20 protein-coding genes and 1 pseudogene are annotated in these 26,385 nt (G+C 72.5%); 12 read left to right on the plus strand and 9 right to left on the minus strand.

What is annotated here, in order from left to right; genetic code table 11:
• The first annotated feature begins 21 nt into the window (after window positions 1-21).
• On the plus strand, window positions 22-972 hold the full coding sequence (locus tag KHP12_RS09450) for an HpcH/HpaI aldolase/citrate lyase family protein (RefSeq protein ID WP_086882764.1): 951 nt from the start codon (window positions 22-24) through the stop codon (window positions 970-972).
• Here the strand turns inward: KHP12_RS09450 and KHP12_RS09455 are convergent.
• Complete coding sequence (locus KHP12_RS09455) at window positions 961-1,536, minus strand: CGNR zinc finger domain-containing protein (protein WP_086882765.1); 576 nt, start codon at window positions 1,534-1,536, stop codon at window positions 961-963. The genes KHP12_RS09450 and KHP12_RS09455 overlap by 12 nt on opposite strands.
• Window positions 1,537-1,618: 82 nt before the next feature.
• Here KHP12_RS09455 and KHP12_RS09460 point away from each other — a divergent pair, with 82 nt between their 5' ends.
• A complete protein-coding gene (locus KHP12_RS09460; RefSeq protein WP_086882766.1) occupies window positions 1,619-2,791 on the plus strand; it encodes an epoxide hydrolase family protein in 1,173 nt (390 codons plus the stop codon).
• Here KHP12_RS09460 and KHP12_RS09465 read toward each other — a convergent pair.
• A complete protein-coding gene (locus KHP12_RS09465; RefSeq protein WP_372455185.1) occupies window positions 2,742-4,292 on the minus strand; it encodes a serine hydrolase domain-containing protein in 1,551 nt (516 codons plus the stop codon). The genes KHP12_RS09460 and KHP12_RS09465 overlap by 50 nt on opposite strands.
• Window positions 4,293-4,402: 110 nt before the next feature.
• On the opposite strand from KHP12_RS09465, the gene KHP12_RS09470 reads away from it, so the two are divergent.
• Window positions 4,403-5,623, plus strand: a complete 1,221-nt coding sequence (locus KHP12_RS09470; protein WP_086882773.1) for a sensor histidine kinase — start codon at window positions 4,403-4,405, stop codon at window positions 5,621-5,623.
• Window positions 5,614-6,261 (plus strand): response regulator, encoded by a 648-nt coding sequence (locus tag KHP12_RS09475; protein ID WP_211832557.1) that lies wholly within the window; start codon window positions 5,614-5,616, stop codon window positions 6,259-6,261. The genes KHP12_RS09470 and KHP12_RS09475 overlap by 10 nt, the downstream gene beginning before the upstream one ends.
• 24 nt (window positions 6,262-6,285) lie before the next feature.
• Here the strand turns inward: KHP12_RS09475 and KHP12_RS09480 are convergent, their stop codons facing one another.
• On the minus strand, window positions 6,286-7,518 hold the full coding sequence (locus KHP12_RS09480; RefSeq protein ID WP_086882768.1) for a glycosyltransferase: 1,233 nt from the start codon (window positions 7,516-7,518) through the stop codon (window positions 6,286-6,288).
• Between the two features lie 208 nt (window positions 7,519-7,726).
• Window positions 7,727-8,632, minus strand: a complete 906-nt coding sequence (gene sigJ / locus KHP12_RS09485; protein ID WP_086882769.1) for an RNA polymerase sigma factor SigJ — start codon at window positions 8,630-8,632, stop codon at window positions 7,727-7,729.
• A 187-nt stretch (window positions 8,633-8,819) separates the two neighbouring features.
• On the opposite strand from sigJ, the gene KHP12_RS09490 reads away from it, so the two are divergent.
• Window positions 8,820-10,655, plus strand: coding sequence for a glycoside hydrolase family 9 protein (locus KHP12_RS09490; RefSeq protein WP_086882770.1), 1,836 nt, complete (start codon window positions 8,820-8,822; stop codon window positions 10,653-10,655).
• A gap of 52 nt (window positions 10,656-10,707) precedes the next feature.
• Here KHP12_RS09490 and KHP12_RS09495 read toward each other — a convergent pair whose 3' ends face one another.
• Entirely contained in the window at window positions 10,708-11,196 is a 489-nt protein-coding gene (locus KHP12_RS09495) for a glutathione peroxidase (RefSeq protein WP_020866409.1), read from the minus strand.
• Window positions 11,197-11,343: 147 nt separating this feature from the next.
• A complete protein-coding gene (locus tag KHP12_RS50855) occupies window positions 11,344-11,832 on the minus strand; it encodes a hypothetical protein (RefSeq protein ID WP_246644223.1) in 489 nt (162 codons plus the stop codon).
• Window positions 11,833-11,845: 13 nt separating this feature from the next.
• Between KHP12_RS50855 and KHP12_RS50860 the strand changes: the two are divergent.
• A pseudogene (locus tag KHP12_RS50860) lies at window positions 11,846-11,902 on the plus strand (DUF3761 domain-containing protein); the annotation flags it as partial.
• Between the two features lie 57 nt (window positions 11,903-11,959).
• Here the strand turns inward: KHP12_RS50860 and KHP12_RS09505 are convergent.
• Entirely contained in the window at window positions 11,960-12,874 is a 915-nt protein-coding gene (locus KHP12_RS09505; RefSeq protein ID WP_211834827.1) for a YceI family protein, read from the minus strand.
• An 88-nt stretch (window positions 12,875-12,962) separates the two neighbouring features.
• A complete protein-coding gene (locus tag KHP12_RS09510) occupies window positions 12,963-13,259 on the minus strand; it encodes a hypothetical protein (RefSeq protein ID WP_208653070.1) in 297 nt (98 codons plus the stop codon).
• 164 nt (window positions 13,260-13,423) lie between these two features.
• Between KHP12_RS09510 and KHP12_RS09515 the strand changes: the two genes are divergently transcribed.
• From KHP12_RS09515 to fxsT, 6 genes are all read left to right on the plus strand, one after another.
• Window positions 13,424-15,298: a sigma-54-dependent Fis family transcriptional regulator gene (locus KHP12_RS09515; protein ID WP_210610320.1), complete on the plus strand. Its 1,875-nt coding sequence runs from the start codon at window positions 13,424-13,426 to the stop codon at window positions 15,296-15,298.
• A gap of 65 nt (window positions 15,299-15,363) precedes the next feature.
• A complete protein-coding gene (locus KHP12_RS09520; RefSeq protein WP_086886023.1) occupies window positions 15,364-15,921 on the plus strand; it encodes a hypothetical protein in 558 nt (185 codons plus the stop codon).
• Window positions 15,922-15,990: 69 nt separating this feature from the next.
• Complete coding sequence (locus KHP12_RS09525; protein ID WP_210610318.1) at window positions 15,991-17,133, plus strand: phosphorylase family protein; 1,143 nt, start codon at window positions 15,991-15,993, stop codon at window positions 17,131-17,133.
• 416 nt (window positions 17,134-17,549) lie between these two features.
• Window positions 17,550-19,013, plus strand: coding sequence for a VMAP-C domain-containing protein (locus KHP12_RS09530; protein ID WP_244203305.1), 1,464 nt, complete (start codon window positions 17,550-17,552; stop codon window positions 19,011-19,013).
• On the plus strand, window positions 19,010-20,194 hold the full coding sequence (locus tag KHP12_RS09535; protein ID WP_086885168.1) for an AAA family ATPase: 1,185 nt from the start codon (window positions 19,010-19,012) through the stop codon (window positions 20,192-20,194). Before KHP12_RS09530 ends, KHP12_RS09535 begins: the two co-directional genes overlap by 4 nt.
• Complete coding sequence (fxsT, locus tag KHP12_RS09540) at window positions 20,191-24,558, plus strand: FxSxx-COOH system tetratricopeptide repeat protein (protein WP_210610316.1); 4,368 nt, start codon at window positions 20,191-20,193, stop codon at window positions 24,556-24,558. The genes KHP12_RS09535 and fxsT overlap by 4 nt, the downstream gene beginning before the upstream one ends.
• A 45-nt stretch (window positions 24,559-24,603) precedes the next feature.
• Here fxsT and KHP12_RS09545 read toward each other — a convergent pair whose 3' ends face one another.
• Window positions 24,604-26,334: an HEXXH motif domain-containing protein gene (locus KHP12_RS09545; protein WP_308036086.1), complete on the minus strand. Its 1,731-nt coding sequence runs from the start codon at window positions 26,332-26,334 to the stop codon at window positions 24,604-24,606.
• Window positions 26,335-26,385 lie beyond the last annotated feature (51 nt).

Below are 26,385 nucleotides of genomic sequence, written 5' to 3' on the forward strand. Positions count from 1 at the left end.
TCGTCTGAGTCGTCTGGCGGGGTGACGGGCGCGACCGGCGCGACCGCGCGCCGCGTCCCCCTGCGCTCCCTGCTCTTCGTGCCCGGCAGCCGCACCGGCTGGCTGCCCAAGGCGGAGGCGGCGGGCGCCGACGCGGCCATTCTCGACCTGGAGGACGCCGTTCCGGAGGACGGCAAGGCGGTGGCGCGGGAGGCGGTGGCCGAGGCCGTCGACCGGGCGGCCGGGACGCCCCCCGGCCGGATGCGACTGCTCGTACGGATCAACGCGCTGGACCGCGCGGCGGGCTGGCAGGGCGCCGACGAGCTGCGGGCGGTGGCCCGCCCCGGGCTCTACGGCATCGTGCTGCCCAAGGTGAGCGGCCCCGAGGACGTGATCACCGCCGACCGGCTGCTGGCCTGGTGCGAGCGCGAACACGGCCTGCCCGAGGGCCATTTCGCCCTGCTGCCGCTGCTGGAGACGGCCCGCGGGCTGCGCGAGGCGTACGCCATCGGCCGGGCCGCCGCCCGGATCGCCCACCTGGGCGCGGTGGCCGCGCCGGGCGGGGATGTGGAACGGGCGGTCGGCTACCGCTGGAGCCCCGAGGGCGACGAGACCCGCGAGCTACGGGCCCGGGTGCTGCTCGACGCCCGCGCCGCGGACCGCCCCCATCCGGTGGCCGGGCTGTGGGCCGACGTAGCGGACCTCGTGGGGCTACGGCGCTTCGCCGAGCAGAACCGTGCCCTGGGGTACGAGGGGATGGCGGTGATCCACCCGTCGCATGTGCCGGTGGTCAACGAGGTGTTCTCCCCGGACGCGGAGGAGCTGGCCCGCTGTCGGCGGCTGATCGCGGCGGTGGAGCGGGCGCAGGCGGAGGGGGCGGGGGCGGTGCGCTTCGAGGGCCGGATGGTGGACGAGGCGATGGCGGCCACGGCCCGCCGGACCCTGGCCGGTACGGAACACCGCCGAACCGGGTCAACCGGATCAAGCCACTGATCCGGGGGTTTTGCGCTGGTTGGCATTGAACCGCGCTTTCTTCTGACGGTTTCCGCACGTGTTCATGTCACACCATTTGCGCGTGCGGCTTTGGCTGGTGTCGAAGAAGGCGGCTCGGCAGGTCGGTGATGCGCACAGGGCCAGTTTTCCGTCTCGTTCGCCCGCGATGATGCTGATCGCGTCGGCGGCGATCACGCCGAGGGCGTCTTCCACACAGGAAGCCGAGCCGAGCCGCCATCGCCGCTCACCCTCGGGCGTCAGGATCGCCGCGGCCCGGCCCTGAGCGCTGCGGTCATTGATGACCTGGACAGCAGACGCGGGGAGAGCGTCCTGGATCGCGGCCGCTGTCGCGGCGGCGTGGATCGACTCCCTCAGTTCCCGGGCGAGGTCGAGCTGGGCAGGGGTGCAGGAGTCCACGGCGAGATCGTTCACCGCCAGCCAGTCGACGAGTCGGTGCGGCACTGGAATCCGCTCCACGGCGTTGCCATGCCGCTCCGACAGAGTCCCCGTGAAGCTGGTCGCCAGCACATTGCCGAGGCGGAAGTCAGGGAATCCAGCACGCATGGAACCACCTTAGCTGGTTGCGGCATGACTCCGAGAGCTGCTAGAACCGCCTTAGCCGGTTCCTCGATGGCCAGGAGGTCTCATGCCCCGTCCGACCAGCGACGTACAAGCATGTGAAGCCCACGCGACTGACGCCGACCTCGACGATCTGCGCGCGCGACTAGCCGCGGCGCGGCTACCGGAGGCCGAGACGGTCCATGGCGCCGCGCCCGGCCCTCGCCGATGGGAACAAGGCGTTCCGCTCGCCGACCTCATCGATGTCATGGACTACTGGCGCACCGGGTACGACTGGCGGCCGTTCGAAGAGCGCCTCAACCGGATCGGCCAGTTCCGCACGACCATTGACAATCTGGGAATCCACTTCCTGCACCGCCGGTCCCCGCGCGCGGATGCCACTCCCCTGATCTTGACGCACGGCTGGCCGGACAGCGTTGCCCGGTTCATCGATGTGGTGGACGAGCTGGCAGATCCGAAAGACGCGGACGCGCCGGCGTTCCACGTCGTGGTCCCGTCGCTGCCAGGCTTTGGTTACAGCGACAAGCCGGCCGCCACCGGGTGGGGAACCGAAAAGATCGCGGCCGCATGGGTGGACCTCATGGGAAGGCTCGGGTACCACAAGTTCGCAGCCCACGGCGGCGACTGGGGAGGCAATATCACCACCGTGCTCGCCGGCAGGTTCCCGTCGCACGTCCTCGGCATCCACACGACGTTCGCGGAGGGACCACCCGGGTCGACGACCGACGGGCTGACGGCGGTCGAGCGCGAGTGGGCCGAGGAGACCCGCGACTTCTGGCGCCACCGCGCGGCGTACGCGAAGCAGCAGGCGACCCGACCGCAGACCATCGGCTACTCGCTCGTCGACTCACCGGTCGGACTGCTCGCCTGGATCCTCGACAAGTTCGCCGAGTGGTCGGACACCGAGGACAGCCCGTTCGAGACGATTTCCAGAGACCGCGTTCTCGACAACGTCACCCTGTACTGGCTCACGCGGACCGGAGCATCGGCGGCCCGCATCTACTACGAAAGCCACAACTCCCTGGACCCCGAACTCCGGGTCGACGTCCCGTCAGCACTCACCATGTATCCCCGCGACGTCGAGAAGTGTCCGCGCCCCTGGGCACAGGAGCGGTACCGGCAGATCGTCCGGTGGAGCGAGCCCGAAACCGGGGGACATTTCCCGTCGCTGGAGGTTCCCGAGCATTTCGTCAAAGACCTGCAAGAGGGCCTCGCGGCAGTGCTGGCCGCTCACCGGTGAACGCGGCTCCACGCCCCGGAACACGGGCCCTCCGGGCCCGGAACACGGCGAGCGACCGTGCGGCGATCGCCACCGTGGAGGCCAGGGCGGCCGCGGCCGACCAGATGACGAGGGCGGGCCAGATGTACAGCAGCTGGGCCAGGGTGCCCTCGCGGTTCATGAACAGGCCGACCATATCGGTGAGTTGGGCGAAGAGGACGATGGGGACAGCGCAGGGCAGCATGCGCAGGACGACTCGCCACAGCGGCCGGCCCGCGGTGCGTCGCGCCCAGCGGCGTGCCCGAACGGCCCCGAGCACACCCAGCGCGATCGCCAGCAGGGTCAGCGCCGCGAGGACGTAGTCGGCCTTCATCGTGAACGGAGTGCGCACCGCGGGAGACTTGCCCCGGGCCAGGTCGACCAGTCCGTCGAGCATGACGGCGGCGTCGTCCCCGGAGATCATGCCGGTGTTGGCCACGATCGCGATGCCGGTCCGGCTGTCGGGCAGCAGCGTCTGGATGGCGTTGTGGGTCAGGAGTTCCCCGGTGTGCCGGATCTGCCGGGGCTTCTCCCCGGACGGACTCAGGGACCAGCCCATCGCGTACTCGCGGCCCTTCGGCGGGGTGTGCATGATGTCGATGCTCCGGGCGGAGACGACGCGCCGCCCCGCCGCGGACACGCCCTGGTTGTTCTGCGCGATCAGCCACCGGGAGAGGTCGTCCGCCGTGGTCACGACGCCGTGGCCGCCGGCCGCGAACCAGCGGGGGTGGGAGCGCGGGAACAGCATGCCGTAGGCGCGGACGTAGCCCCGGGCGTGATCGGGCATCTCATCGGTGGTGTCGACCGACTCGGTGTGGGTCATGCCCAGGGGCCGGAACACCTGGGTGGCCAGGTAGTCCGCGAAGGGCCGCCCGCTGACGACCTCGACCAGCCGTGCGGCGACGAAGTAGTTGGGGTTGTGGTAGTTCCACTCGGTGCCCGGCTCCGCGGCGAGCCGGGCGCCGCGCATGTCCGCGACCGCCTCGGTGAGGGTGTGTGCCTGGGGCCGGGCGAGGTCGGGGTAGGCGGAGTCGGCCATGCCCGATGTCTGGTTCAGCAGCTGCCGTACGGTGATCTTCTCGGCCCGCCGGTCGGCCATCGTGAACTCGGGCAGATAGCGATGGGCCGGCTGGTCCAGGTCGACCCGGCCCTCCTCGACCAGCCGCATCACGGCCAGGGCGGTCATGGATTTGGAGAGCGAGGCCACCGGCACCGGTGTCCGCGCGGTCATGGCCTTCCCGGCCGCGGTGTGCCCGTATCCGGCCGCGTGGACGACCTTGTCGCCCCGGGTGACCGCCACCACGGCGCCCGGCAGATCGGTCCGCTCCATATAGGCGTTGACGTAGGCGTCGATCGAGGCGGCGTTCAGCGTGGGGTGGGAAGGCGTGGTGGCGTGCGCGGTCGCCGGGCGCCACCACGCCGTCGAGGCGATGAGCAGGGCGATGGCCAGGTGGATGAGACGTCTGTGGCTACGGATCGGCATGGCGCTCATCCCACCGGGAGCGGAGCGGGTGGCGCATTGGTGTGCGGAGGAGATCAGAGGTAGTGCACGCACTACCGACCGGGCGGCGACGGGTCGCATATCTTCTGCGGGTGCCTTCTCGAACAGCCTGGCAGGCTCTCGCTCAGCATCCGTTGGGGTTCCTGGCCTCGGCCTGGCCCTGGCGGGCGTTGGCCTATCTGCTGTCCGGTGTCGTCTTCGGCGCGATCGCCATGGTCACGCTGCTGACCATGGCCGCGGCCGGGCTGGTGTCGCTGATCGTGGGGGTGGGGGCCGTTCTCCTCCTCGCCGTGGCGCTGTCCGGAATCGTCGTCACCCGGATCGAACGCGGGCGGCTGCGGCTGGTGGACCCGGACCCGGCGCCGGATCCGCACCGGGCCCCTGAACGCCCCGGGCCGCGGGGGTGGCTGGAGACCCGGCTGCGGGAGCCCGCGACCTGGCGGGAGCTGAGCTTCACCGCGGTGTCGATGACCGCCCTGTGGTGGATGGACCTGCTCGTCCTGGCCTTCGCCCTCGCCCTGCCCGTCCTGCTCATGACCTCGCCGGTGGATGACCCCGGCGCCTGGCCGTGGCTGGTCATCGGCCTGTGTCTGCTGCCCGCGGCGCCGTACACCATCACCGCCTGGGCCGGTGCCCGCGCCGCGCTGACCCGGCTGATCCTGGCGCCGCGCGACGGTGAACTGGGCCGGGAGCTCACCGAGGTGCGGGCCTCCCGGGCGCGTCTGGTGGACGCCTTCGACGCCGAGCGCCGCCGGATCGAGCGGGACCTGCACGACGGCGCCCAGCAGCGGCTGGTCTCCATCAATGTGATGCTCGGCCTGGCCGGTCTTGACGCGGAGCCGGGCTCGCCGGTGGCCCGACAGCTCGCGCTGGCCCAGGACGAAGTCACCCTCGCCGTCAACGAGTTGCGTGAGCTCAGCCGGGGTGTGCACCCCAAGGCGCTCACCGACCACGGCCTCGCCGCGGCCGTGGACAACCTCACCACCCGCTCCGCCCTCCCCGTCGCCGTCGACATCCGGCTTCCGTACCGCCTGCCCGCGACCGTGGAGAGCACGGGGTACTTCGTCGTCGCCGAGGCCCTGGCCAACGCCACCAAGCACAGCCGGGCCGCCCGGGCCGAGGTCCACGCCCGGCTGGACGCGGATGTCCTGACGCTGTCGGTCCGGGACGACGGCGTCGGCGGAGCGGACCCGGCCGCGGGCACCGGTCTTGTCGGCCTGGCCGACCGCGTCGCCGCGGCGGACGGCAGACTGCGGATATCCAGCCCCGCGGGCGGCCCTACACTGCTGCGCGTGGAGCTCCCGTGCCGCTGAACATCGTGCTCGCCGAAGACTCACCGCTGTTGCGGGACGGCCTGGTCAGCGTGGTCACCCGCTTCGGCCACCGGGTGTCGGCGGCCGTCGGCGACGCCGACGCGCTGATCGCCGCGGCCCATGAGCACGACCCCGACATCGTCATCACCGATGTGCGGATGCCCCCGGGCAACGCCGACGACGGCCTCCGCGCCGCGGTCGCGCTGCGCGGCCACCGCCCCGACCTGCCCATTCTGGTGCTCAGCCAGTACATCGAGCAGTCCTACGCCACCCACCTGCTCGACCTGGGCAGCGAGAGCGGCATCGGCTATCTGCTCAAGGACCGGGTCAGCGCCGTCACCCACTTCGCGAGCGCGGTGGAGCAAGTGGCCGCCGGGGCGACGGTCATGGACCCCGAGGTGGTGCGCCAGCTGCTGCGCCGACGGCAGGACCCCCTGCGGCGGCTCACGCCCCGCGAGCGCGAGGTCCTCTCCCTCATGGCCGAGGGACGCTCCAACGCCGAGATCGCCCGCGACCTCTATGTCACCGAGGCCGCGGTCAACAAGCATGTCAGCTCCATCCTCCAGAAGCTCGACCTCCGCCTGGACGGCCACGGTCACCGGCGCGTCCTCGCGGTGCTCACCTACCTGCGCGCCTGACGGTCTGTCTGCGCGCCTGAGCGTCTATCCGCGCGCTTGACCGTCCGACGCCCCGGCATCGAGGAGCAGCTTCGCGGCCACCGTCGTCCCGTCGGTGCGCATCGTGCCCGCCACGGCCCTCGCCCGTGCCCGGGTCCCGGGGGTCAGGGCGGTTTTCAGCGCGGCCGACAGGGAGTCGAGGGTCGGGGCCGGACCGTCGTGTGCCGCGCCGATGCCCAGCTCGGCCACTCGGGCGGCCCAGTGCGGCTGGTCCGCGACCTGAGGGACCACCACCTGAGGCGCACCGGCCTTGGCGGCCGTCGTCGTGGTGCCCGCGCCACCGTGGTGGACGACGGCGGCCACCCGGCCGAACAGCGCCTGATGGTTGACCTCGCCGACGGCGAGGCAGTCGTCCCGGTCGTCGATCGGGGCCAGTCCGGCCCAGCCACGGGCGAGGAGGACACGGCGGCCCTGCGCGCGGACCGCCTCGACGGCCACCCGGGCGAGGTCGGTCGAGGTGTGCATGGCCATGCTGCCGAAGCCCACGTACACCGGCGGTTCACCGGCGCCCAGGAACGCCTCCAGCTCATCCGGCAGCGGGCGCTCGTCCGGCAGGATCCACGCCCCGGTCTGTACGAGGTCGAGTTCCGTCATGTCCTGCCACGGACCCAGGACCGGGTCCGCGGCCAGCAACGCCCGGTCGGTGAAGACGTAGTCGCGGACGTTGTCCACCGGCGGCAGGCCGATCGCCGCCCGGTGGCGGTTCTCCGCCTCGCCGTACAGCTCGTTCACGCGCTGGGCGTCCTGCTCCCACAGCACCTCGAGGTCGGTCTCCTCCGCGGGGGACGGCGTGCCGGGCCGCCTTCCCGGGCGGAAGTGCCGCGAGGGCAGCCCGAACGGATGGAAACACGCGAACACATAGCGGATGCCCAGCTTCTCGGCCACCGAGCGGGCGCCGGCCGGCATCAGGCCGGTCGCGAGCAGTACGTCGCACCCCTCGGCCGCCGTGGTGAGCGTGTCGAACCGCGCGGCGACCAGCTCGGGCGCGAGCCGGAACGCGGCCGCGGCCGACGGCGGCCGCGTTCCGGTCACCACCGAGCGCACCGTCGGGCCGAGCGGCACCAGCTCCACGCCGACACCGGCCAGCAGCGCCGCGAACTCCTCGTCCGGCGGCGCGCAGACCCGCGCCTCCGCGCCGAGTTCCCGCAACCGCACCGCGAGTCCCGCCAGCGGTTCGACATCCCCGCGCGACCCCCATGACGACAACACCACACGCATATCGCAAACTCCCCGTTTCCCCAGGTCCTGGCATCGGCCGCCCATCCTGAGGCACACCCCGGGTCTTGCCGCAAGCCCCCCGGTGCGCTATAGGTTGATAGTGGCGGGGAGAGTTATCTCCCTGCCTTCGCTGTTTCATCAGCCCAGGTCCGTGAGCCCAGGTCCGTGAGCCCAGGTCCGTCAGCCCTGGTCCGTCACGCCCTATCCGTCAGTCCAGGTCCGTCAAGTCCAGGTCCGTCACATCGAGCCCGCTCAGCCGCTCCGGGTCGGCCAGGATGTCGATCGCCACGATCCTGCCGTCCGCGACCGTGAAGGCCAGCACCGAGTACGGCCGCCCCTCCCGCGAACTGACCACGCCCACGGCCCCGTTGACGAGCGCGGGCCGGGCATGGAGGCCCGGTCCGCTGAGGCGGGAGAAGGTGAGCGCCTGGTCCGCCACGGCCGCCGCGCCATGCACCTCGCGCGGGGCGGGGGCGGGTACGGGGCCGTAGTCGGCGCGCAGCACGACATCCGGGTCGAGCACGGCGATCAGCCCCTCGAAGTCGCCCTCGCGCGCGGCGGCGAGGAAGGCGCCCACGACCTCGCGCTGCCGGGCGAGGTCCGCGTCGGGGACCGGGGCCGCTCCTCGCACCCGGCGGCGGGCGCGGCTGGCGAGCTGACGGGCGGCGGCCGGGGTCCGGTCGACGATGGGGGCGATCTCGTCGAACGGCACGGCGAACAGATCGTGCAGTACGAAGGCCAGCCGTTCGGCGGGGGCCAGCGTCTCCAGGACGACCAGCAGGGCGAGGCCGACGGAGTCGGCGAGCAGCGCCTGGTCCTCGGGGCCGGGCCCGCTCGCACGGCTGATGACCGGGTCGGGGAGGTGCACCCCCAGGGGCTCCTCGCGCCGGGCGGTGCGCGAGCGCAGCATGTCCAGGCAGACCCGGCCGACGACGGTGGTCAGCCAGCCGCCCAGGTTCTCCACCGCGCCGGTGTCGGAGCGGCTGAGCCTCAGCCATGCCTCCTGGACGGCGTCGTCGGCCTCGTTCAGCGAGCCGAGCATGCGGTAGGCCACCGCGCGCAGATGGCCGCGGTGGGCCTCGAAGCCCTCCGCCAGAAGGTGGTTCTCGTTCATCGGTCACATCCCCTTGTCCAGACCACACCGTCGCGGGCCACACCGTGCTGACGGATGGGCCGGGCGCGATGTGACAGAGGGGGGCGGGATGGACCGTGCACCCGTCCAGTCCCTTGACGCACTGCGATCACATCATTACACAAGTTGGGAGCGCTCCCATGCCTCCCACTCCCCAGGAGGGTCCCTCATGTCCCTGCCCCTGTTACGCCGTCCGCGCGGTGCGCGGGCCGCCACCGCGCTGCTCACCGGTGCGCTACTGCTGATCGCCGCCCAGTCCGCGCCCGCCGGAGCGGACTCCCCCGCCGCGCCCTCGGCCTCCGCCGCGCCCTCCGCCGTCCAGGTCAATCAGCTGGGATATCTGCCGGACGGCCCCAAACGCGCCACCGTCGTCAGCGCGAGCACCACCGCCCTGCCCTGGCAGCTGCGCGACGCCGCGGGGCGGACGGCCGCCTCGGGCACCACCACCGTACGGGGCGCGGACGCCGCCTCCGGGCAGTCCGCCCATCTGGTGGACTTCTCCTCGTACCAGGGGACGGGCACCGGTTACACCCTCACCGTGGACGGGCGGACCAGCCACCCCTTCGACCTCCGCGCGAACCTCTACGACGGGCTGCGCGCGGACGCGATGTCGTTCTTCTACCAGCAGCGCAGCGGTATCCCCATCGAGGCGTCGCTCGCCGGCGCGGCCTACGCGCGCCCGGCGGGCCATCTGGGCGTCGCCCCCAACCGGGGCGACACCGCCGTGCCCTGCGTCAGCGGGGTGTGCGACTACACCCGGGATGTGCGCGGCGGCTGGTACGACGCCGGTGACCAGGGCAAATACGTGGTCAACGGCGGGCTCGCGGTCTGGCAGCTGGTCAACTCCTTCGAGCGCGCGAAGCGTACGGGGCACGCGGCCGCGCTCGGGGATTCCACGCTGCGCGTCCCCGAGCGCGGCAACGGGATCCCCGATGTGCTCGACGAGGCGCGCTGGGAGCTGGAGTTCCTGATGCGCATGCAGATCCCGGAGGGCAAGCCGCGGGCGGGCATGGCCTTCCACAAGGTCCATGACGCCGCCTGGACCGGGCTGCCCACCCGGCCCGAGCAGGACACCGAGCCGCGTGAGCTGCACGCGCCGTCCACCGCCGCCACCCTCAATCTGGCCGCCGCGACGGCGCAGTGTGCCCGGGTGTACGCCCCGTACGACGCCGCGTTCGCCGCCCGCTGCCTGGACTCCGCGCGCCGCGCGTGGGCCGCCGCGCGGGCGAACCCCGGTGTGCTGGCACCGGCCACCGACTCCACCGGCGGCGGGGCGTACGACGACAGCGAGGTGGGCGACGAGTTCTACTGGGCGGCGGCGGAGCTGTACGCGACGACCGGGGAAGCGCGGTACCGGGACGCGGTCACCTCCTCGCCGTATCACACCGCGAGCGATGTGTTCGCCCCGGGCGGCTTCAGCTGGCAGGCCACCGGGCCCCTCGGGCGGCTCGTCCTGGCCACCGTCCCCAACGGCCTGCCCGCCGCCGACCTCGCCCGCGTCCGCGCCTCCGTGGTCTCCGCGGCCGACGCCCGCTTGAACACGATGGCAGGCCAGGGCTATGCGGTGCCGCTGCCGGCGGACGGTTACGTATGGGGCTCCAACGGCCAGGTGGCCAACAACGGGACGGTCCTGGCCGTCGCCTACGAGCTCACCAAGCAGCGGAAGTACCGCGCCGGGGCGCTGGAGACGCTGGACTATCTGCTCGGCCGCAACGCGCTCGGCCAGTCGTATGTCACCGGCTACGGCGAGCGCGCCTCGCAGAACCAGCACCACCGCTTCTGGGCGCACCAGTACGACGCCTCGCTGCCGAACCCGCCCGCCGGATCGATCGCGGGCGGCGCGAACTCCGGGCTACAGGATCCGGTGGCACAGGAGAAGCTCCCGGGCTGCGCGCCCGCGGCCTGCTACATCGACGACATCGGCTCGTACTCCACGAATGAGGTGGCGATCAACTGGAACGCGCCGCTGGCGTGGCTGGCCGCGTTCGCCGCGGAACGCGGCTGACCGGGCGGGCGAGGGACCTGAAGGCCCCTCGCCCCACCCCCTTCGCCTCACCTCACCGGGGCAGCTGCGCCTCGATCGCCGCGACGACGTCGTCCGCCTCCGGCTCGGTCCGCGGCCGGAACCGGCCCACGACCTCACCGTCCGGCGAGATCAGGAACTTCTCGAAGTTCCACTGCACATCCCCCGCCTCGCCCTGCGCGTCCGGCGTCCCCGTCAGCTCGGCGTACAGCGGATGCCGCTGCTCGCCGTTGACATCGACCTTCTCCAGCAGCGGGAAGGACACCCCGTAGGTCGTCGAGCAGAACGTCTGGATCTCCTCGCTCGTCCCCGGCTCCTGCCCGGCGAACTGGTTGCACGGAACCCCCAGCACGGTGAACCCGCGCCCGGCATAGCGCTGCTGGAGCCGCTCGAGCCCCTCGTACTGCGGGGTCAGACCGCACTTGGACGCCACATTGACCACCAGCAGCGCCGCACCCCGGTGCTCACCGAGCGAGGTCGGCTCGCCGGTGAGGGTGCGCAGGGGGATGTCGTACAGGCTCATGGGATCTACCGCCTTCGTCGTTCGGTGAGTGAGCCCAAATCTATGCGCTCCGGGGCCCGTGACGCCGGATCACAATATGAACACCGAGCACACACAAACTCTTCACTTTTCAATCAGCGCGGTTAAGGTCGGTTCCTCGCGTATCACTCAAGGGGGGACCATGTCCTGGAATAACCAGCCATCACCGGCGCCGAGACGCCCCGGATGGGCACGCAAACGCGTCGCCGTCCCGGTCGCGGCCATCCTGCTCTTCGCCGGAGTCGGCATAGGGTCGGCCCAGGGCAACGACACGAAGTCGTCCGACGGCGACAAGCCCACGCCCAAGGTGACGGTCACCGTCACGGCCAAGCCCGCCCGGGTGAAGGCCAAGGCCGAACCGGCGCCCACCGTGACGGTCACCAAGACCGTCACCGCGAAGCCGAAGGCTTCGCCGAAGCCGAAGCCGAGCCGTGCGGACGACTCGTCCTCCTCCACCAGTGGTGGCGGCACGTCATCCGGCGGCACGTCCTCGTCGAGCTCCGGGGGCGGCGGGTCGTCTTCCGGCGGGTCGTCATCCGGCGGGTCTTCCGGCGGCTCGTCGTCCAGCAGCACGGGCGGATCGAGCAGCGGGGCCACGGCCCGCTGCAACGACGGCACCTACTCCTACGCCGCCCACCACCAGGGCGCGTGCTCGCATCACGGTGGTGTCGCCGTCTTCTACCGGTGATCTGCCACGGCGATGGGGGCGGGCCGCAGCCCGCCCCCATCGGTAACCGAGTACCGCCTACTCCGGCGGCGTCGGCGTGTCGTGATTGCGGTACATCGCCTGGATGTCGAGCTCCAGCTTGACCGTGGGGCCGACCACGGCGATGCCCCGGGCGAGCATATTGCGCCAGTTCAGGGTGTAGTCCTCGCGGTGGAGTTCGGCCGTGGCGAGGGCGGCACAGCGCAGTTCCTGTTCATAGCCCCCGTTGACGGCGCCGAGGTACGTGGTGTCCAGGGTCACCGAGCGGCTCACGCCGTGCATCGTGAGGGGGCCCTGGAGGGTCCACTTGGGGCCGCTGCGCCAGATGAAGCGGTTGCTGGCGAAGTGGATCTCCGGGAAGTTGTCCACGTCGAGGAAGTCGGCCGAGCGCAGGTGGGCATCGCGGGTGTTGTTGCCGGTGTTGATGCTGGAGGCGTCGATGACGACCTCGACGCGGGAGTCCTCCATTCGCTCGGCGATGTGGATGCCGCCCCGGAAGCGGGTGAAGCGGCCGTGCACATTGGCCATGCCGACGTGACGGGCGATGAAGCGGATCGCGGTGTGCGGCGGGTCGAAGAGCCAGGTGCCCGGCGGGGGGAGTTCGAGCTGCTGGGAGGGCTCCATCTGCACCCGGCGGGGAGGTTCGCTCCGGCCGGGGACGATGTCGACGGTGAGGCGGTTGGGCTGGAGACCGCTTCCGGTGAGCAGCACCGTGTACTGCCCCGGCTCGAGCGTGGCGAGGAACAGTCCATGCGGATCGGTGGTGGCCTTGGCCACCGTACGGGCGGCGCCACGCGTCTCGGTGACGGTGACCTCCACGCCACCCAGGGCCTGGCCGACGGGGTCCAGGACCTCGCAGCTGAAGGCTCCAGCACCCACGGGCAGGGGCACTCTGAGTCCTGATCCGCGGTCCGGACGCTTGGTGCGCATGCGCCGGAGCAGTGGGAGGGGCATTGCAGTCATCTCACTAACGTTCTTTGGGGATGGGGGCGCGTCTATGATGAAGCCCCAGGGTGGGCTCCGAACGCCTGGGGGGTGGGTGTCAGCCGTGGCCGAGGATCTTCCGTAGCGCGCCGAGCAGCAACTCCCCCGCCTGCGGGGAGACTTCGGCGTGACGGAAGCCGACGTGGTTGTCGGGGCGGGTCAGCAGGGCGCCGCGGTCGCCGATTTCGCGCAGCCGCTGCCGTTGCTCGGCGCCCTCCGGTGTGGCGTCCTCACGCGCGTCGACATTGCGCCACATCTGCTCGGGATCCGAGGTGGAGAGCAGATCCAGCGCCTCGAAAACCGGCGCGGTCTCACCGATGCTCCGGTTGGCGCGCTCGGTCTCGACGGTCTCCACTGCTGAAGGGCTCCTCTCGGTCCTCTCCCCGTCCCCTCCCCGGCGATGGCCGGTCTCCCGGCCCGATCGGTGATCGCCGACCGACCATTGATGATCTTGTTCCAGAACCCGGACCCCGAGGTGTCTCATTTCGAAACAGTGGCGACGTATACGGTGGAGAGGTTGTGACGACCACCGACGACACCCCCGCCACCGACGACACCCCCGCCGACCCGGCCCTTTCATCGCTGCGCCGGGCGCGCGACCGGTTCTTCAGCGGACGGCCACCGGGCGACGGGGTTCCCGAGGACCTCGCCCAGGCCTGGCGGCGGGCGCGGTTCTTCGGCGTACCGCGCGACCTGGCGGCCCCGCCCAGGGTCCGGCCACCGGTGGACTCACCGCTACTGGCCGCGGCGCGCCCCGTGCTGGACCGTACGGCGCCCACGCTGAGCAGTGCGATGGGGCTGGTGCTGGTGGACTCCCGCTGCCGGACGCTGTGGTCGGGCGGCGGGCACTACGCCGGTACGCCCGCGCCCGACGGCATGGCCGGTCTCGATCTGTCGGAGAAGGCGGTCGGGCACAACAGCGCCGCGCTCGCGCTGCGCACGGGGCGCCGGGCCGAGGTCCACGGCCCCGAGCACTTCCTCGATCTGTGGCAGGAGGTGTCGGCGGTCAGCGTTCCGCTGTACGAGCCGACGGCGGGCCGCCCGGCCGGCACCGTCACCGTGGTGGCCCCACTGGGCGAGGGCCACACCACCCACCCCGGCGCGGCACTCGCCGAGGCCATCGCGCACGCGATCGAGACGGAGCTGCTGGGCCGGGCGCGCCCGCCGGAGCGGGTGCTGCTCGACGCGTATCTGCGGCGGCGGGCCGAGGGGGCGGCGGTGGTGGCGCTCGACGGCAGCAGCCGCCTCATCAGCCCGGAGGCCGCGCGGCTGCTGTCGCACGAGACACTGGCGCGGCTGGAACGGCATGCCACGGCCCTCCTCAGGGACGCGGGCGCGGGTCCGGCCACGGGGCCGGAGGAGCACGCACCGGAGGAGATCGCCGTACCGGACGGCGAGATCCCCGTACCGGACGATGAGTTCGCCGTACCGGACGGCGCCGGGCTCACCGTAAGGATGACGCGTCTGGTGCACCGGGGCGAGGTCATCGGGGCCGTGGCCACGGTGTGCACGGCGGCCCGGCGGGCGCGGTCGGCGGAGCGCCGGGGCGATGACCGGCTCCCGGGGCTCGTGGGCACGTCCCGGCCCTGGCGGCTGACCGTCTCCCGGGCGACGGAGCTGGCGCGGGCCGTGGAGCCGCTGCTGCTGATCGGCGAGCCGGGCGTGGGCAAGACCGCGCTGGCCCGTGCCCTGCTCGGCCTGCGGGGCACGGCCGCACCGCGTGTCATCGACGCCGCCGAGCAGGTGCCCGGCGAGGTCCCGCGCTGGTGTCAGGCGCTCGCGGAGCCCCCGGAGTCCGAGGCGGACGGCGGCGCGCCGCCGCTGCTCCTGCGCCACGCCGAGCGGCTGGGCCAGTCCGATGTGGCGGCGCTGCTCTCGCTGCTGGCGGAGCGGCCCGCGGTGCCGCTGGTGGCGACGCACACCCCGGGCGCGCCCACCGGCCCGTGTCTGAGCCGGCTGCTGGACATCCTCGCGGCCCGGTCGGTGACGCTGCCGCCGCTGCGCGAACGCGTCGAGGACATCCCCGCGCTGCTGGCGGGCCTCCCCGAGCGCCCCTCCCCCGGACGTCCCCCGCTGACCTGGAGCCTGGACGCGCGCCGGGCGCTGGAGCAGCACACCTGGCCGGGCAATGTGGCCGAACTCGCCCAAGTCGTACGGGAGGTGGCCGGGCGCCGCCGCGCCACCGGGCCGGTGCGGCGCGAGGAGCTGCCGTACGGACTGCGGGTGCCACCGGCCACCCGCCGGCTGAGCGGTATCGAACGGGCGGAGCGCACCGCCATCCTGGAGGCGCTGCGCCGGCACGGGGACAACAAGGCGCGCGCGGCCGAGTCCCTGGGCATCGGCCGGGCCACGTTGTACCGGAAGTTGCGGGCGTACGGAATGGACCAGGCCTAACGGCGGAAACAGTCACCAGGGGGCCGGTCACACCGGAGCTGGTCATGGGCCGCGGAGGGGGCACGGTGACGCGAGACAACAGCGCCGAGAGCGAGGCGGTCACGGGCAGGCTGCTGATCCTCGAGTACGAGCAGGTGAAGGAGGAGCAGCGGGCACGGATCGGGTTCCGCGACAATCTGCTCTACGCGACGCTGGCCGCGATGGCGGCCATCATCACCTTCTCCCTGCAGAGCCATGGGCGTCCGGAGCTGCTGTTGCTGCTGCCCCCGGCGTCGGCGCTGCTGGGCTGGGCGTATCTGGTCAACGACGAGAAGATATCAGCCATCGGACGGTATGTCCGGGAGGATCTGGGGCCCCGGCTGACGGCGCTCGCCCCGGGCCGGCCACCGGTGTTCGGCTGGGAGCGGGCCCACCGCGACGACGGCCGCCGGATCTCCCGCAAGCGGCTTCAGCTCGCGGCGGATCTGCTGCTGTTCACGGTGGCGCCGATCGCCGCGCTGATCGTGTACTGGACGTCAGAGCCGGTGCGGGCGGTGTTGCTGGCGGTGTCGGTGGCGGAGGTGGCGGTGGTCGTCGTGCTGGCGGTGCAGATCGTGCTGTACGCGGATCTGCACCGGCCGTGATGTGGGATGACCCGTGGGAGTCCGTCGGGCTCCGTAAGGTGTCGGCAAGGGCAGTCCTAGGGGGGACACGTGGGCGCTGAGGGCAATGGGGGTACGGCGCGGGCCGATGTGGTGGTCCTGACCGCGCTGGAGGTCGAGTACCGGGCGGTGCGCGCCCATCTGGAGGATCCGCGTCCGGTCCAGGCGGAGCGGGGTGCGCTGTTCGAGGTAGGCGTGTTCCGCGAGGGGTCCGAGGAGCGGACGGTCGCCATCCATATGACGGGCCCGGGGAATCCGGGTGCCGCGGCCTCGGTCGAGCGGGCGGCGGCGCTCTTCGCGCCCCGGGCGATGCTGTTCGTCGGGGTGGCGGGCGGCGTCAAGGATGTCGCGCTGGGCGATGTGGTGGCCGCCGACGCGGTGTACGACTACGAGACCGGCAAGGACACCGAGTCGGGGTTTCTGCCCCGGCAGAAGACCTATCAGCCGGCTTACGGGCTGGTGCAACTGGCCCGGCTGGTGGCCGCGGGCGACGCGTGGCAGCGGCGGATCCCCCCGGGAGACGACCCGACGCGCCCCCGCGCCCATGTCAAACCCCTCGCGGCGGGCGGCCGGGTGGTGGCGCACCACCGCTCGGACGTCGGGCTCAGGCTCGCGGCCAGTGCGGGTGACGCGCTCGCGGTGGACATGGAGGGCTTCGGCTTCCTCGCCGGCGCGTATGTCAACCAGCAGCTGGACGCGCTGGTGATCCGCGGCATCTCGGACCTGCTCGGCGACAAGGGCGAGGCACACGACGAACGCTGGCAGCCCGTGGCCTCCCGGCACGCGGCCGCCTACGCCTTCGAACTGATCGGCCGCATGCTGACGGCGGACCCTGCGGCGCCCCGACCACTCGCCCCCGATACGCGACCCCTCGCCGCCGGTGCACCGCCCGAGATCCCCCGGCGCCGCAGGCGGCTGACCATCCGTGACCTCGGCGTACTCGTGGACACCCTGCTGGCCGTGCCCGGCATGACCTCCCCCGCGCGCTGGCAGCAGCTGCTCGACGAACTGCCCACCGTCGGCACCGCGGTGGGCCGCCAGTCGGCGAGCCGCGCGGAGGCCCTGTCCCTGCTGCGCGTCTGCGAGGCGCGGCGGGCGATGGGCGAACTGGTGGAGGTGGTCGCGGTGCTCGCGCCGGACGATCCGGCGGCCGCCGAACTCGCCCGGCGCGTCGAGGCACTCGGATTGGAGTGACCCTCCTCACCCTCCCGACCCCGCGGGGGAGTGCCCCGGGCCGCCCTCCCCGCACCCGCTCTGCGCCACCCCGGTACGGCGTCCCCCACCCGAGCTCAGCGGAACCGTCCAGGTGGGCCCCTGAGGAGGACGGCCCTCCGCCTCGCGGTCACCGCGGGCGCGGGCTCCCCGGTCCACCGCCGGGAGGTGTCCCGGCCGCGGCGGGGCCCGCCCCGGGCGCGGGGGACGGTGCCACCGACATACTCGCGATGGGTGTCACGAGAGGCTCCCGGGGCATACAAGTTGTCCCGGAGTCCGGGCGGGTGGTATCCGCGTGTGGCAGGGTCTCCGGCGGGATCATCGGCGGCGGGGACCGATGATGCGGCCTCGGGGGAGGGCACGGCATGGCGGCCATGGGGGAAGGTGGCCTGAAATCGGTGGGCAGCCTCGTCACGGCGTTGAAGGAGTTCCGCTGTCTGACGGATCCGGATCTGCGCGCGCTGTGTCTGGATCTGGTCGCCATGGAGCTGGAGATGACCAGCGTCCCCGTGCGCGCCCACCGGGTGACCGACTACTTCCTGGTGGAGCTGGCCCGCGAATGCCTGGAAAACGTGCGGATCATGCACGCGCTACGCGCGTCCCTCGCGGTGATGGCGGCGGCGGACGAGGACGCGATCAAGCGGCTCGACTCGGTCATGGAGCAGATGACGGCCCGTCCGGCGCTGCCCGAGACCGCCGTCGCGAAGCTGCGGTCGCTGCTGGAGGAGCTGGAGATCGAGCAGCTGGGCCAGTTGTGCCGTGCGGCGGCGGGCCCGTTGCAGGACGTCCCCGCGGTCACCGGCCCCTGGCACGCCTTCGAGGTGCTCAGCCGGATGAACGCGCAGCCGGGCGGGCTGCCGCCGCAGCTCGCCCTGGTGGAGTACCTCGCGGCGGCGGCGCGTCCGTTGCAGAGGGCCGACGCGCTGCGCGAATGGGCCGATGAGCAGGCCCGGGAGCTGGGCCTGACGCCCCAGCTGCGGTCGCTGCGGCAGCAGGTGGGGCATGCCGCCCCGGCCGGTCCGGTGGACGCCTATCTGGTGATCCGGCTGCTGCCGCGGGAGGAGGCCGGGTGTTACGAGCTCTCGTCCTGGCACCAGTACGACCCCACCGGCTGGCATCCGGTCCGCGGGCCGGTCACCCAGGTCACCGCGGAGACCGCGGAGCGGGCGGTCCAGACGCTGGTGTACCGGGCGGCCGAGGAGTGGGACGACGCCCGGGCGATCCACATCGAGTTCATGCTCGGCCCGGATGACCTGAATCTGCCGGTCCACCGCTGGCGTCTGGAGCTCGACAGCGAGCTGCCCATCCCGCTGTACATGGACCATCCGGTGGTCGTACGGAGCCTGGAGCGCAGCTGGACCAGGCGCTGGCACCGGGAGTGGAAGCACCGTTGGAACCGCTTCGACCAGCAGCCCGAGCGCGCCAAGCAGCTCGTCGTGGGCGGCGAGAACCCGGACAGCCCGCGCTCCGGCGACCCCACCGCGCTGCTGGCCCGGCTCAAGGCCGATCCGCGGGTGGTCGCCCTGGTCCTGACCTCGCCCCCGGGCGTCACCCCCGAGGGCACCTCGGAGGCGCTGACCGCCTGGCGGGCCGGGATTCCGGTGGTCGCCTGGGACGGCCGGGCGACCCGGGACCCCTGCTTCGTCCAGCAGCTGGGACAAAAACAGGCCGACGCCAGCGGGAACCTGGCACGGCTCCGCGAAGCCGTGACAGAGTTACGTCTGGACGCCCATACGATCGACTCCGCGGAGCGGGAGCATCACCTGGGGCAACATGTGGTGCTCGTTTGGGACGACCCGACCCGTCCCGTGGAGCCGGCTGGGCGCATGACGGGGCCGGACGAGGGGGTGGGTGGTCGATGAGCGACGAGGAGCCTGCGCGGCGCCACAACGGACGGATCCACCAGGATTCCGGTTCCGCCCCGGCCGCTCTGCCGTCCGGGATACCGCGCCCCTGGTGGATCTACCAGGGCACCGGGCGCCCGCTGCACGACGTGAGCCTGGAGGAGATCCTTCCGCCGCCGCCCCCGTGGCGCGCCTTCGGCGGGGTCTCGGCCTGCCCGGTCGAGGGCAACAGCCGGTCCGGCGCGTTATCGGACGCGGACGACGACGCCCCCACCGAGCCCCCGGCGCCGCCGGAGGACGAGCAGGACACCGCCCGGCGGCTGGGCGCGACCCCCCTGGGCGTGCGCTCCGATCCGGAGGAGGCGGACCTCGTCAACGCGGCGCTGATCCTCAGGCGTCCCCTTCTGGTGACCGGCCGCCCGGGCACCGGCAAGTCCACGCTGGCGTACCGCATCAGCCGGGAGTTGGGCCTGGGCCGGGTGCTGCGCTGGCCGATCACCACGCGTTCGACCCTGCGGTCCGGGCTTTACGGCTACGATGCCGTCGGCCGTGTGCACGCCGCCGCGGCCGGCCAGGCGTCGGAGGGGGACACGCACGAACCCGGACCGGAGGACATCGGCGACTTCCTCCAACTCGGGCCGCTGGGCACGGCGATGCTCCCGCACCGCCTGCCGCGCGTCCTGCTCATCGACGAATTCGACAAGAGCGATATCGATCTGCCCAATGACCTCCTCGACATCTTCGAGGCCGGCGAGTACTCCATTCCGGAACTGGTGCGCATCCGCAGACGCCGCCCGGCCGTATCGGTCCTCACCGACGACCCTGAGCGCAGTACCGTCATCGCCTCGGGGCGGGTGCGCTGCCGCGCCTTCCCCGTCGTCGTCATCACCAGCAACGGCGAGCGGGAGTTCCCGCCCGCGTTCCTGCGGCGCTGTCTCCAGCTGCGGCTGCCCGACCCGGACGCGGACCGGCTCGCCGCGATCGTGGCCGCGCATCTGGGGCGGGCCGACGATCCGCGTGCGCGGGAGCTGATCCAGATGTTCGTCGAGCGCAGCGAGCGCGAAGGCGGCCTCGCCGCCGACCAGTTGCTCAACGCGGTGTATCTGGTGACGTCCCAGTCACATGTTCCGGGGCCCGAGTGGGAGGAGCTACTGCAGGCCGTCTGGCACCGGCTGGACAGCGCAGCGGGCTCGACATGACACACGACCCAGGCGGCAGGTCCGCCGGGCCGGGCCCACAAGTCCTCGACTGGCGGCAGCTCGCCGACGCCCTGTGGCTGGCGGTCTGCAAGGCCGAGACGGACCGTGGCCCCGGACCGCCGGCCCCCGGCCCCCTCCCCGGGGCACCGGAGGCGGACGCCCCGCCGCCCGGCGACGGGCCGTCGGACGAGCCGTGGCAGGACCGGCAGGGGGAGCGCCCCGCGTCCGGCCCCGAGGCGGCGCCCGCGGTGTCGGAACCGCCGCTCCCCGCGGAGCTGGTCGGCGTCTCCGCGCCGCCCGGCGAGGCGGAGCCGGCGACCGTCGCGGAGGTCTTCGTGCCGGTGCGCCGGCCGTCCCCCGACGGGCCGCCGCTGCCCGAGCGCGCTCTGTCCCGGGCGCTGCGGCCGCTCAAGCGCACCGCTCCCTCGCCGGTGGAGACGGAGGTCGACGAGGAGGCCACAGCCGAGCGCGCGGCGCGCGAGGGGCTGTGGGTGCCCGACCTGGTGCCCGTGCGCGAGCGCTGGATGGACGCCGTCCTGGTGGTGGACTGCGGCAGTTCGATGGTGGTGTGGCGGCGGACGGCCGCGCATCTGGTCACCGTGTTGCAACGCACCGGCGCCTTCCGGGATGTGCGGGTGCACCGGATGAACACCGACCATCCGTTATCCGCCGAGGACCGGTCGCCGGTGGCCGGGATGCCGCCGCGCGGCAAGCGGACGGTGCTGGTGCTGACCGACGGCATCGGCGCGGCCTGGGCCGATGAGAGCGCCCGGCGCGCGCTGGCCGGCTGGGCGCGGCACGCGTCGGTCGCGGTGCTGCACGTCTTACAGCAGGGCCGCTGGCACCACACCGGGGTGGCCCCGGAGCGGGTGCGGGTGCGGGTGCCCGGACCTGGCGCGCCCAACGGCACCTGGCGGCGGGCGGACGGCGGTTCCTGGCCGGGCGGCGCGCCGCCGGTCCCGGTGCTGGAGCTGGACGCGCGGTGGATGGCCAACTGGGCGCGGCTGGTGGCCCGTCCGTCGGCGCGCGGCGAGGACACGATGGCGCTGCTGCCCGGGGTGCCCGCCGAGCGCTGGGACCCCGAACCGGAACCGAGCGCCTGGGACCGCGTCTTCCGGTTCCGCGCCACCGCCTCGCCGGGCGCCTTCCGGCTGGCGTCCCGACTGGCCGCCGCCCCGTTGAACATTCCCGTGATGGAGTTCGTGCAGGGCATCCACCAGCCGGAGGGCAGCCCGGGCGATCTGGCCGAGGTGCTGCTGGGCGGGCTGCTGCGCAAGGTGGGGGCCGCCGACCCGCTGGACGAGACGGGTATCGGCTACGAGTTCCACGACGGGGTGCGCGAACTGCTGCTGTCCGCCGGGATGCGGGACGAGTCGCTGTACATCCTCGGCAGCGTCCTGGACCGGCTGGGCCGACGCTGGAAACCGCTGCTGATGCTGCGGGATCTGCTCAACCACCCCTCGGGCTCGGTGGGGAACCTGCCCAGGACGGAGCGGCTGCTGCCGTACATCCGCCTTCAGGAGCAGGTCTACCAGGCGCTTTCCGGGCCCTACCTGGAAGGTGCGCGCTCCTTTCGCGCCCTTGTCCTGGCCCATCAGGCGCTCGCCCGCTCGGGGGAAAGCCCGTCCGATCCAGTTGAAGACGCATCACACAGGGGAAAATATGTGGTCTCCGAAACGGTTGCGGCCATGACTGACTCCACCACTCCCCGAACAACAGACCCGCTGTCCCAGGCCGACGATTCACCATCCCCGCCGGAGCACGGCACGCCGGGCTCGGCGGGGGAGCCATTGAGAGGAACATTCGTGTCCGTGACCGCTGCCCGGACCCTGCCCACCGTGGAGGAGCGCCAGCCCGGGGAACCCCCGTCCATCTGGGGAAATGTACCGCCCCGGAACAACAACTTCACCGGGCGGCAGACGTTGCTCGACACTCTCCACGAACGGCTGAGGAGCGAGGGCACGGCCGCCGTGCTGCCCGAGGCCCTGCACGGGCTCGGCGGGGTGGGCAAGTCACAGATCGCCCTGGAGTACGTCCATCAGCACGCCGGCGACTACGACGCGGTGTGGTGGATCCCGGCCGAGCGCCCCGAGCAGATCCGCCAGGCGCTGGTCCAGCTCGCCGACCGGCTCGGGCTGCACGCGGGCATGGAGGCCAACACGGCCGTGCCCAGCGTCCTCGACGCGCTCCGCACCGGACGCCCGTGCCGCAACTGGCTGCTGGTCTTCGACAACGCCGAGGAGCTGGAGACGGTTCGGCCGTTCTTCCCCGCGGGCGGGCCGGGCCGGATCCTGGTCACCTCGAGGAACGCCCAGTGGTCGCGCGCCGCCCGCACCGTCGAAGTGGACGTCTTCGAGCGGGAGGAGAGCATCGAGCTGCTGCGCCGCCGGGGGCCGGAGCTGCCGCGCGAACAGGCGGACCGGGTCGCCGACGCCCTGGGGGACCTTCCGCTGGCCATCGAGCAGGCGGCCGCGTGGCTCACCGAGACGGGGATGCCGGTCGACGAGTATCTCCAGGTCTTCGAGGACGAGCGGGCCGATGTCTCCACCCGCCGCAATGAACTGCTGGCGGCGGGCGTTCCGGTGGACTACCCCGAACCGGTCGCCGCCGCCTGGAACATGTCGCTGCGTCGGCTGGCCGAAACCCATCCCGGTGCCATCCAGCTCCTCCAGATGTGCTCGTTCTTCGCGCCCGAGCCGATCTCCCGGCGGCTCTTCTCCGGCGTGCGCGGGGTGTCCCTCTCCCCCGAGCTCTCGGAGGTGCTGCAGGACCCGATCAAGCTCGGTCATGCGATCCGTGAGATCAACCGCTACGCCCTGATCAAGATCAATCACCGCAGCAACACGATCGAGATGCACCGGCTGGTGCAGGCCGTGCTGATCGGCCAGATGTCCACGCAGCAGCAGGCGGACATGCGGCACAGCGCCCATGTGCTGCTGGCCGTCGGCGACCCCAACGACGTGACTCCCGCCAACTGGGGGCGGTACGCCGACCTCCTCTCCCATGTCCGGGCGTCGCGCGCGATGGAGTGCGACGACAAATGGGTGCGGCAGATGGTGCGGAACCTGGTCCGCTTCCTCTTCATCTGGGGGGACCACGAGGGCGCGCTGGAGCTCGGCAACCAGGTGCGGCGGCAGTGGGTGGAAACGCTCGGTGAGGACAGCGCGGAGACGCTGGCGGTCTCCCGGACCCTGGGCCATGCCCTGACCGTGCTCGGCCACTTCAAGGAGGCCCGGGAGCTCAACCGCCGGACGCTGGAGCTCCAGCGCGCCAAGGACGGTGACGACCACGAGAACACCCTGGTGACTCAGGGCGCGGTCGCCGTCGACACCCGCTACCAGGGCGACTACGCGCGCTACGTGGAGCTGGAGAAGGATCGCTGGACCAGGACCCTGCGGCTCTTCGGGGACGAGGACCCGTACTCCATCGGCGCGGTGAACGACTACGCCCTGGCGCTGCGCGCGGTGGGGGACTACGAACGCGCCCGGCAGCTGGACGAGGGCGCCCGGCGCACCGCCGGTCTGGTGCTCGGCGAGGACGCCCTGCTCACCATTCTGGTGGAGGCCAACCTCAGCATCGACGTCCGCGAGGGCGGGGACTACCTGGCCGCCCGCGACATGCTGGAGCAGACCTGTGCCCGCGCCCGTCAATCGCTCCCGCCGAACGCGCCCATCGGGGTCTTCGCCCTGCGCAACCTCGCCGTGGCGCGTCGTAAGGCGGGCGACCACGAGGGCGCCCTGGACCTCAGCCGGGAGGTGCTGGAGCGCTACCGGCTGCGCTACACCGAGCCCAACCTCCACATCACCATCACGGCCCTGGCCCTCTCGATGGATCTGCGGCAGACCGCCGATCTGGAGGGCGCCCGTGAGCTGGGCCGCAAATGCCTCGACGAGATGCGCGTCCTGCTGGGGGAACGGCATCCGGCGACCCTGGGCGCGGCGACCGACCTCGCCGTGACGCTGCGGCTGCTGGGCGAGACGGATGAGGCGCTCGCGCTGAACAAGGAGACGCTGCCGGTGCTCGTCGAGCGGCTGGCAGCCGACCACCCCACGGCGCTGGCCTGTGCCATCCACATGGCCAGCGACCACTACACCCTCGCGGACTACCAGGAGGCCCACGACCTGGACACCGCGACCCTGGCGGCCTGCCGGTCCCGGCTCGGTGAGGACCATCCCACCACGCTCGCGTGTGCGGTCAATCTGTCGGGGGATCTGCGCGCGCTGGGCGAGGGCAGGCGGGCGGAGGAGCTGCACCAGGACGCGCTCGGCCGGCTGCGCCGGGTGCTGACGGCCAACCACCCGGCGACGGTCGCGGCGGCCCGGGGCATCCGGGCGGACTGCGATGTGGAGGCGATCTCCATCTGAGCCGCCGTCCGGGGCTCCGTTCGCGGGGCCCGCGCCGCGCGCGGTTCACTCGCGCGTACGCGTCCCGATCCACCGCGCCAGAGCCACCGGATCGGGACCCGTGTCCGGCGCGGTGCGCAGCTCCCGGTGGACGGCCAGGGCCAGTTCGGGGTGGTTCAGCAGTGTCGTCCTCGCCGCGCCGTCCGGCAGGCTGAGCGCGAGCCCTGCCCATGCCGCGATGTCGTCCGGGTCCGCTTCCAGGCGGGCCCGGTAGCCGCGCAGCGCGGCCGCGGTGTCCCCCGCGGCCCAGTCGAGGTCGGCCGGGTCGGGGGCGTCAACGCCCTCGGGCAGCCCCGTTCCCCGGCCGTCGCCCAGCCGGGCGAACCCGGCCGGATCCGCGAGCCGGAGCCGGGCGAGCGCGTGGCGCGCCGGCGCCTCGGGGCGGGTCGGCCGCACGGAGGTCCCGGGCAGCTCTCCGGGCGGGTCGGTCCGCTCCCGCCAGGCCCGCGCCCACTGTGCGGTCGGCTCCGGGTCCGCCGCCAGGTGGCGCATGCGGTGGACGAGCCGGTGGTCGTGGATCAGATCCGACGCCAGGCTCTTCGGTACGGAGGGCACTCGCTGCGCGAGCCACAGGGTCAGCCGGTCCTCCAGCCGGTGGAGGAACTCCTCGCCCCGGGGCGTCAGGTCGGCATGAGTGAGGAGCGTGCGCAGCCCCGAGGCGGTCTGGGCCCGGCGCAGGGCGAACTCGAACGCGGCGGTGTCCCGGGCCGGGCCGGGCTCGGCGCGCCGCAGCCGGTCCCACCAGAATCCGGTCACGCCCAGGAACGCGTACACCCCTTGCAGGAGCCCGCGCAGCGGTCGCGGGTCCAGCCGCCAGGGCGCGTAGTGGATCTTCTCCAGGCCCCCTTCGATCAGGGGCACCAGGTCCATCAGGGCGCTGAGTTTGATGTGCTGGGCCTCGTGCACCAGCGCGGCGGCGAGGGTCAGCGGGTCCGTGGCCCCGTTGAGCAGCACACAGCCGAAGGCCTCCGGCGATGAGGCGCTGAACGGTTCGGGCCAGGCGTCGTACGGCACGGGCACGACGGAGGACAGGCAGGCGCCGATTCCCCGGGGGTCCACCTGGCGCTGCTCCGAGACCAGCCGCCACGCATTGCCGAATCGCTCCTGCCAGCCCTGCCACTCTTCGCCGTCGAGCCGCTCCGGGTCCCGGATCCGGAGAAAGTCGCGATAGGGATCGAGGTCATCGACAAGGGGGGCGCAGACAATCCCCCCGTGCTCTCCGCGCAGCCGCCGCAGACCGTGCCAACCGGGAGCGTCCTCGGAGAAGTCGGCGGGCAGCGTCACCGAATAGGGGCCGGATAACACCGCCGCCTTCCGGCCGTATCCGACGACCTCGGCGACATCGGTGGTGTCCGGAATGCGGGCGAGTCCCAGGGCGGGCAACATCACCGCGCCCTCGCGCGCCGGAACGGCGCCGCGAAAGTCGATTCCGGCGAGAAGTGCCGCCGAGGCCGCTATGGCATGCAGATGTCCCACCGCGCTCCACACCGGCCCGTCACCCGGTTCCAGACCGCGCAGCCTGCGCAGACAGCGGTTGAGCCATACGCCGGTGGGAGGGTGCAGCAGCAATCTGTCCACGGCTGCCGCGGAGCGGTTCTCGGCCCGAATCAGCAGGTGCCAGGCGTCCCGGGGCGGGGGAAGGGGGCCGGGCGGGGCGGGGTGCGCGGAGGCGATGTCCACCAGGGCGTGGAGCAGCAGCATGGCCCGGCTGCGCTGCCCCGACCTCAGTTCGGCCACCGTCGAAGGGCCGCCCGAACCCCGCGCCAATTCGGCGAAACTCTCCGCCGA

The organism is Streptomyces asiaticus (genome assembly GCF_018138715.1).
GTDB lineage: Bacteria > Actinomycetota > Actinomycetes > Streptomycetales > Streptomycetaceae > Streptomyces > Streptomyces asiaticus.

Excerpts from the sequence above, each read along its gene's own strand:
- KHP12_RS09535 (WP_086885168.1), top strand. The coding sequence starts at position 19,010 with ATGAGCGACGAGGAGCCTGCGCGGCGCCACAACGGACGGATCCACCAG.
- KHP12_RS09480 (WP_086882768.1), bottom strand. The coding sequence starts at position 7,518 with ATGCGTGTGGTGTTGTCGTCATGGGGGTCGCGCGGGGATGTCGAACCG.
- KHP12_RS09465 (WP_372455185.1), bottom strand. The coding sequence starts at position 4,292 with ATGCCGATCCGTAGCCACAGACGTCTCATCCACCTGGCCATCGCCCTG.
- KHP12_RS09505 (WP_211834827.1), bottom strand. The coding sequence starts at position 12,874 with ATGCCCCTCCCACTGCTCCGGCGCATGCGCACCAAGCGTCCGGACCGC.
- fxsT (WP_210610316.1), top strand. The coding sequence starts at position 20,191 with ATGACACACGACCCAGGCGGCAGGTCCGCCGGGCCGGGCCCACAAGTC.
- sigJ (WP_086882769.1), bottom strand. The coding sequence starts at position 8,632 with ATGAACGAGAACCACCTTCTGGCGGAGGGCTTCGAGGCCCACCGCGGC.
- KHP12_RS09490 (WP_086882770.1), top strand. The coding sequence starts at position 8,820 with ATGTCCCTGCCCCTGTTACGCCGTCCGCGCGGTGCGCGGGCCGCCACC.
- KHP12_RS09460 (WP_086882766.1), top strand. The coding sequence starts at position 1,619 with ATGCCCCGTCCGACCAGCGACGTACAAGCATGTGAAGCCCACGCGACT.
- KHP12_RS09455 (WP_086882765.1), bottom strand. The coding sequence starts at position 1,536 with ATGCGTGCTGGATTCCCTGACTTCCGCCTCGGCAATGTGCTGGCGACC.
- KHP12_RS09495 (WP_020866409.1), bottom strand. The coding sequence starts at position 11,196 with ATGAGCCTGTACGACATCCCCCTGCGCACCCTCACCGGCGAGCCGACC.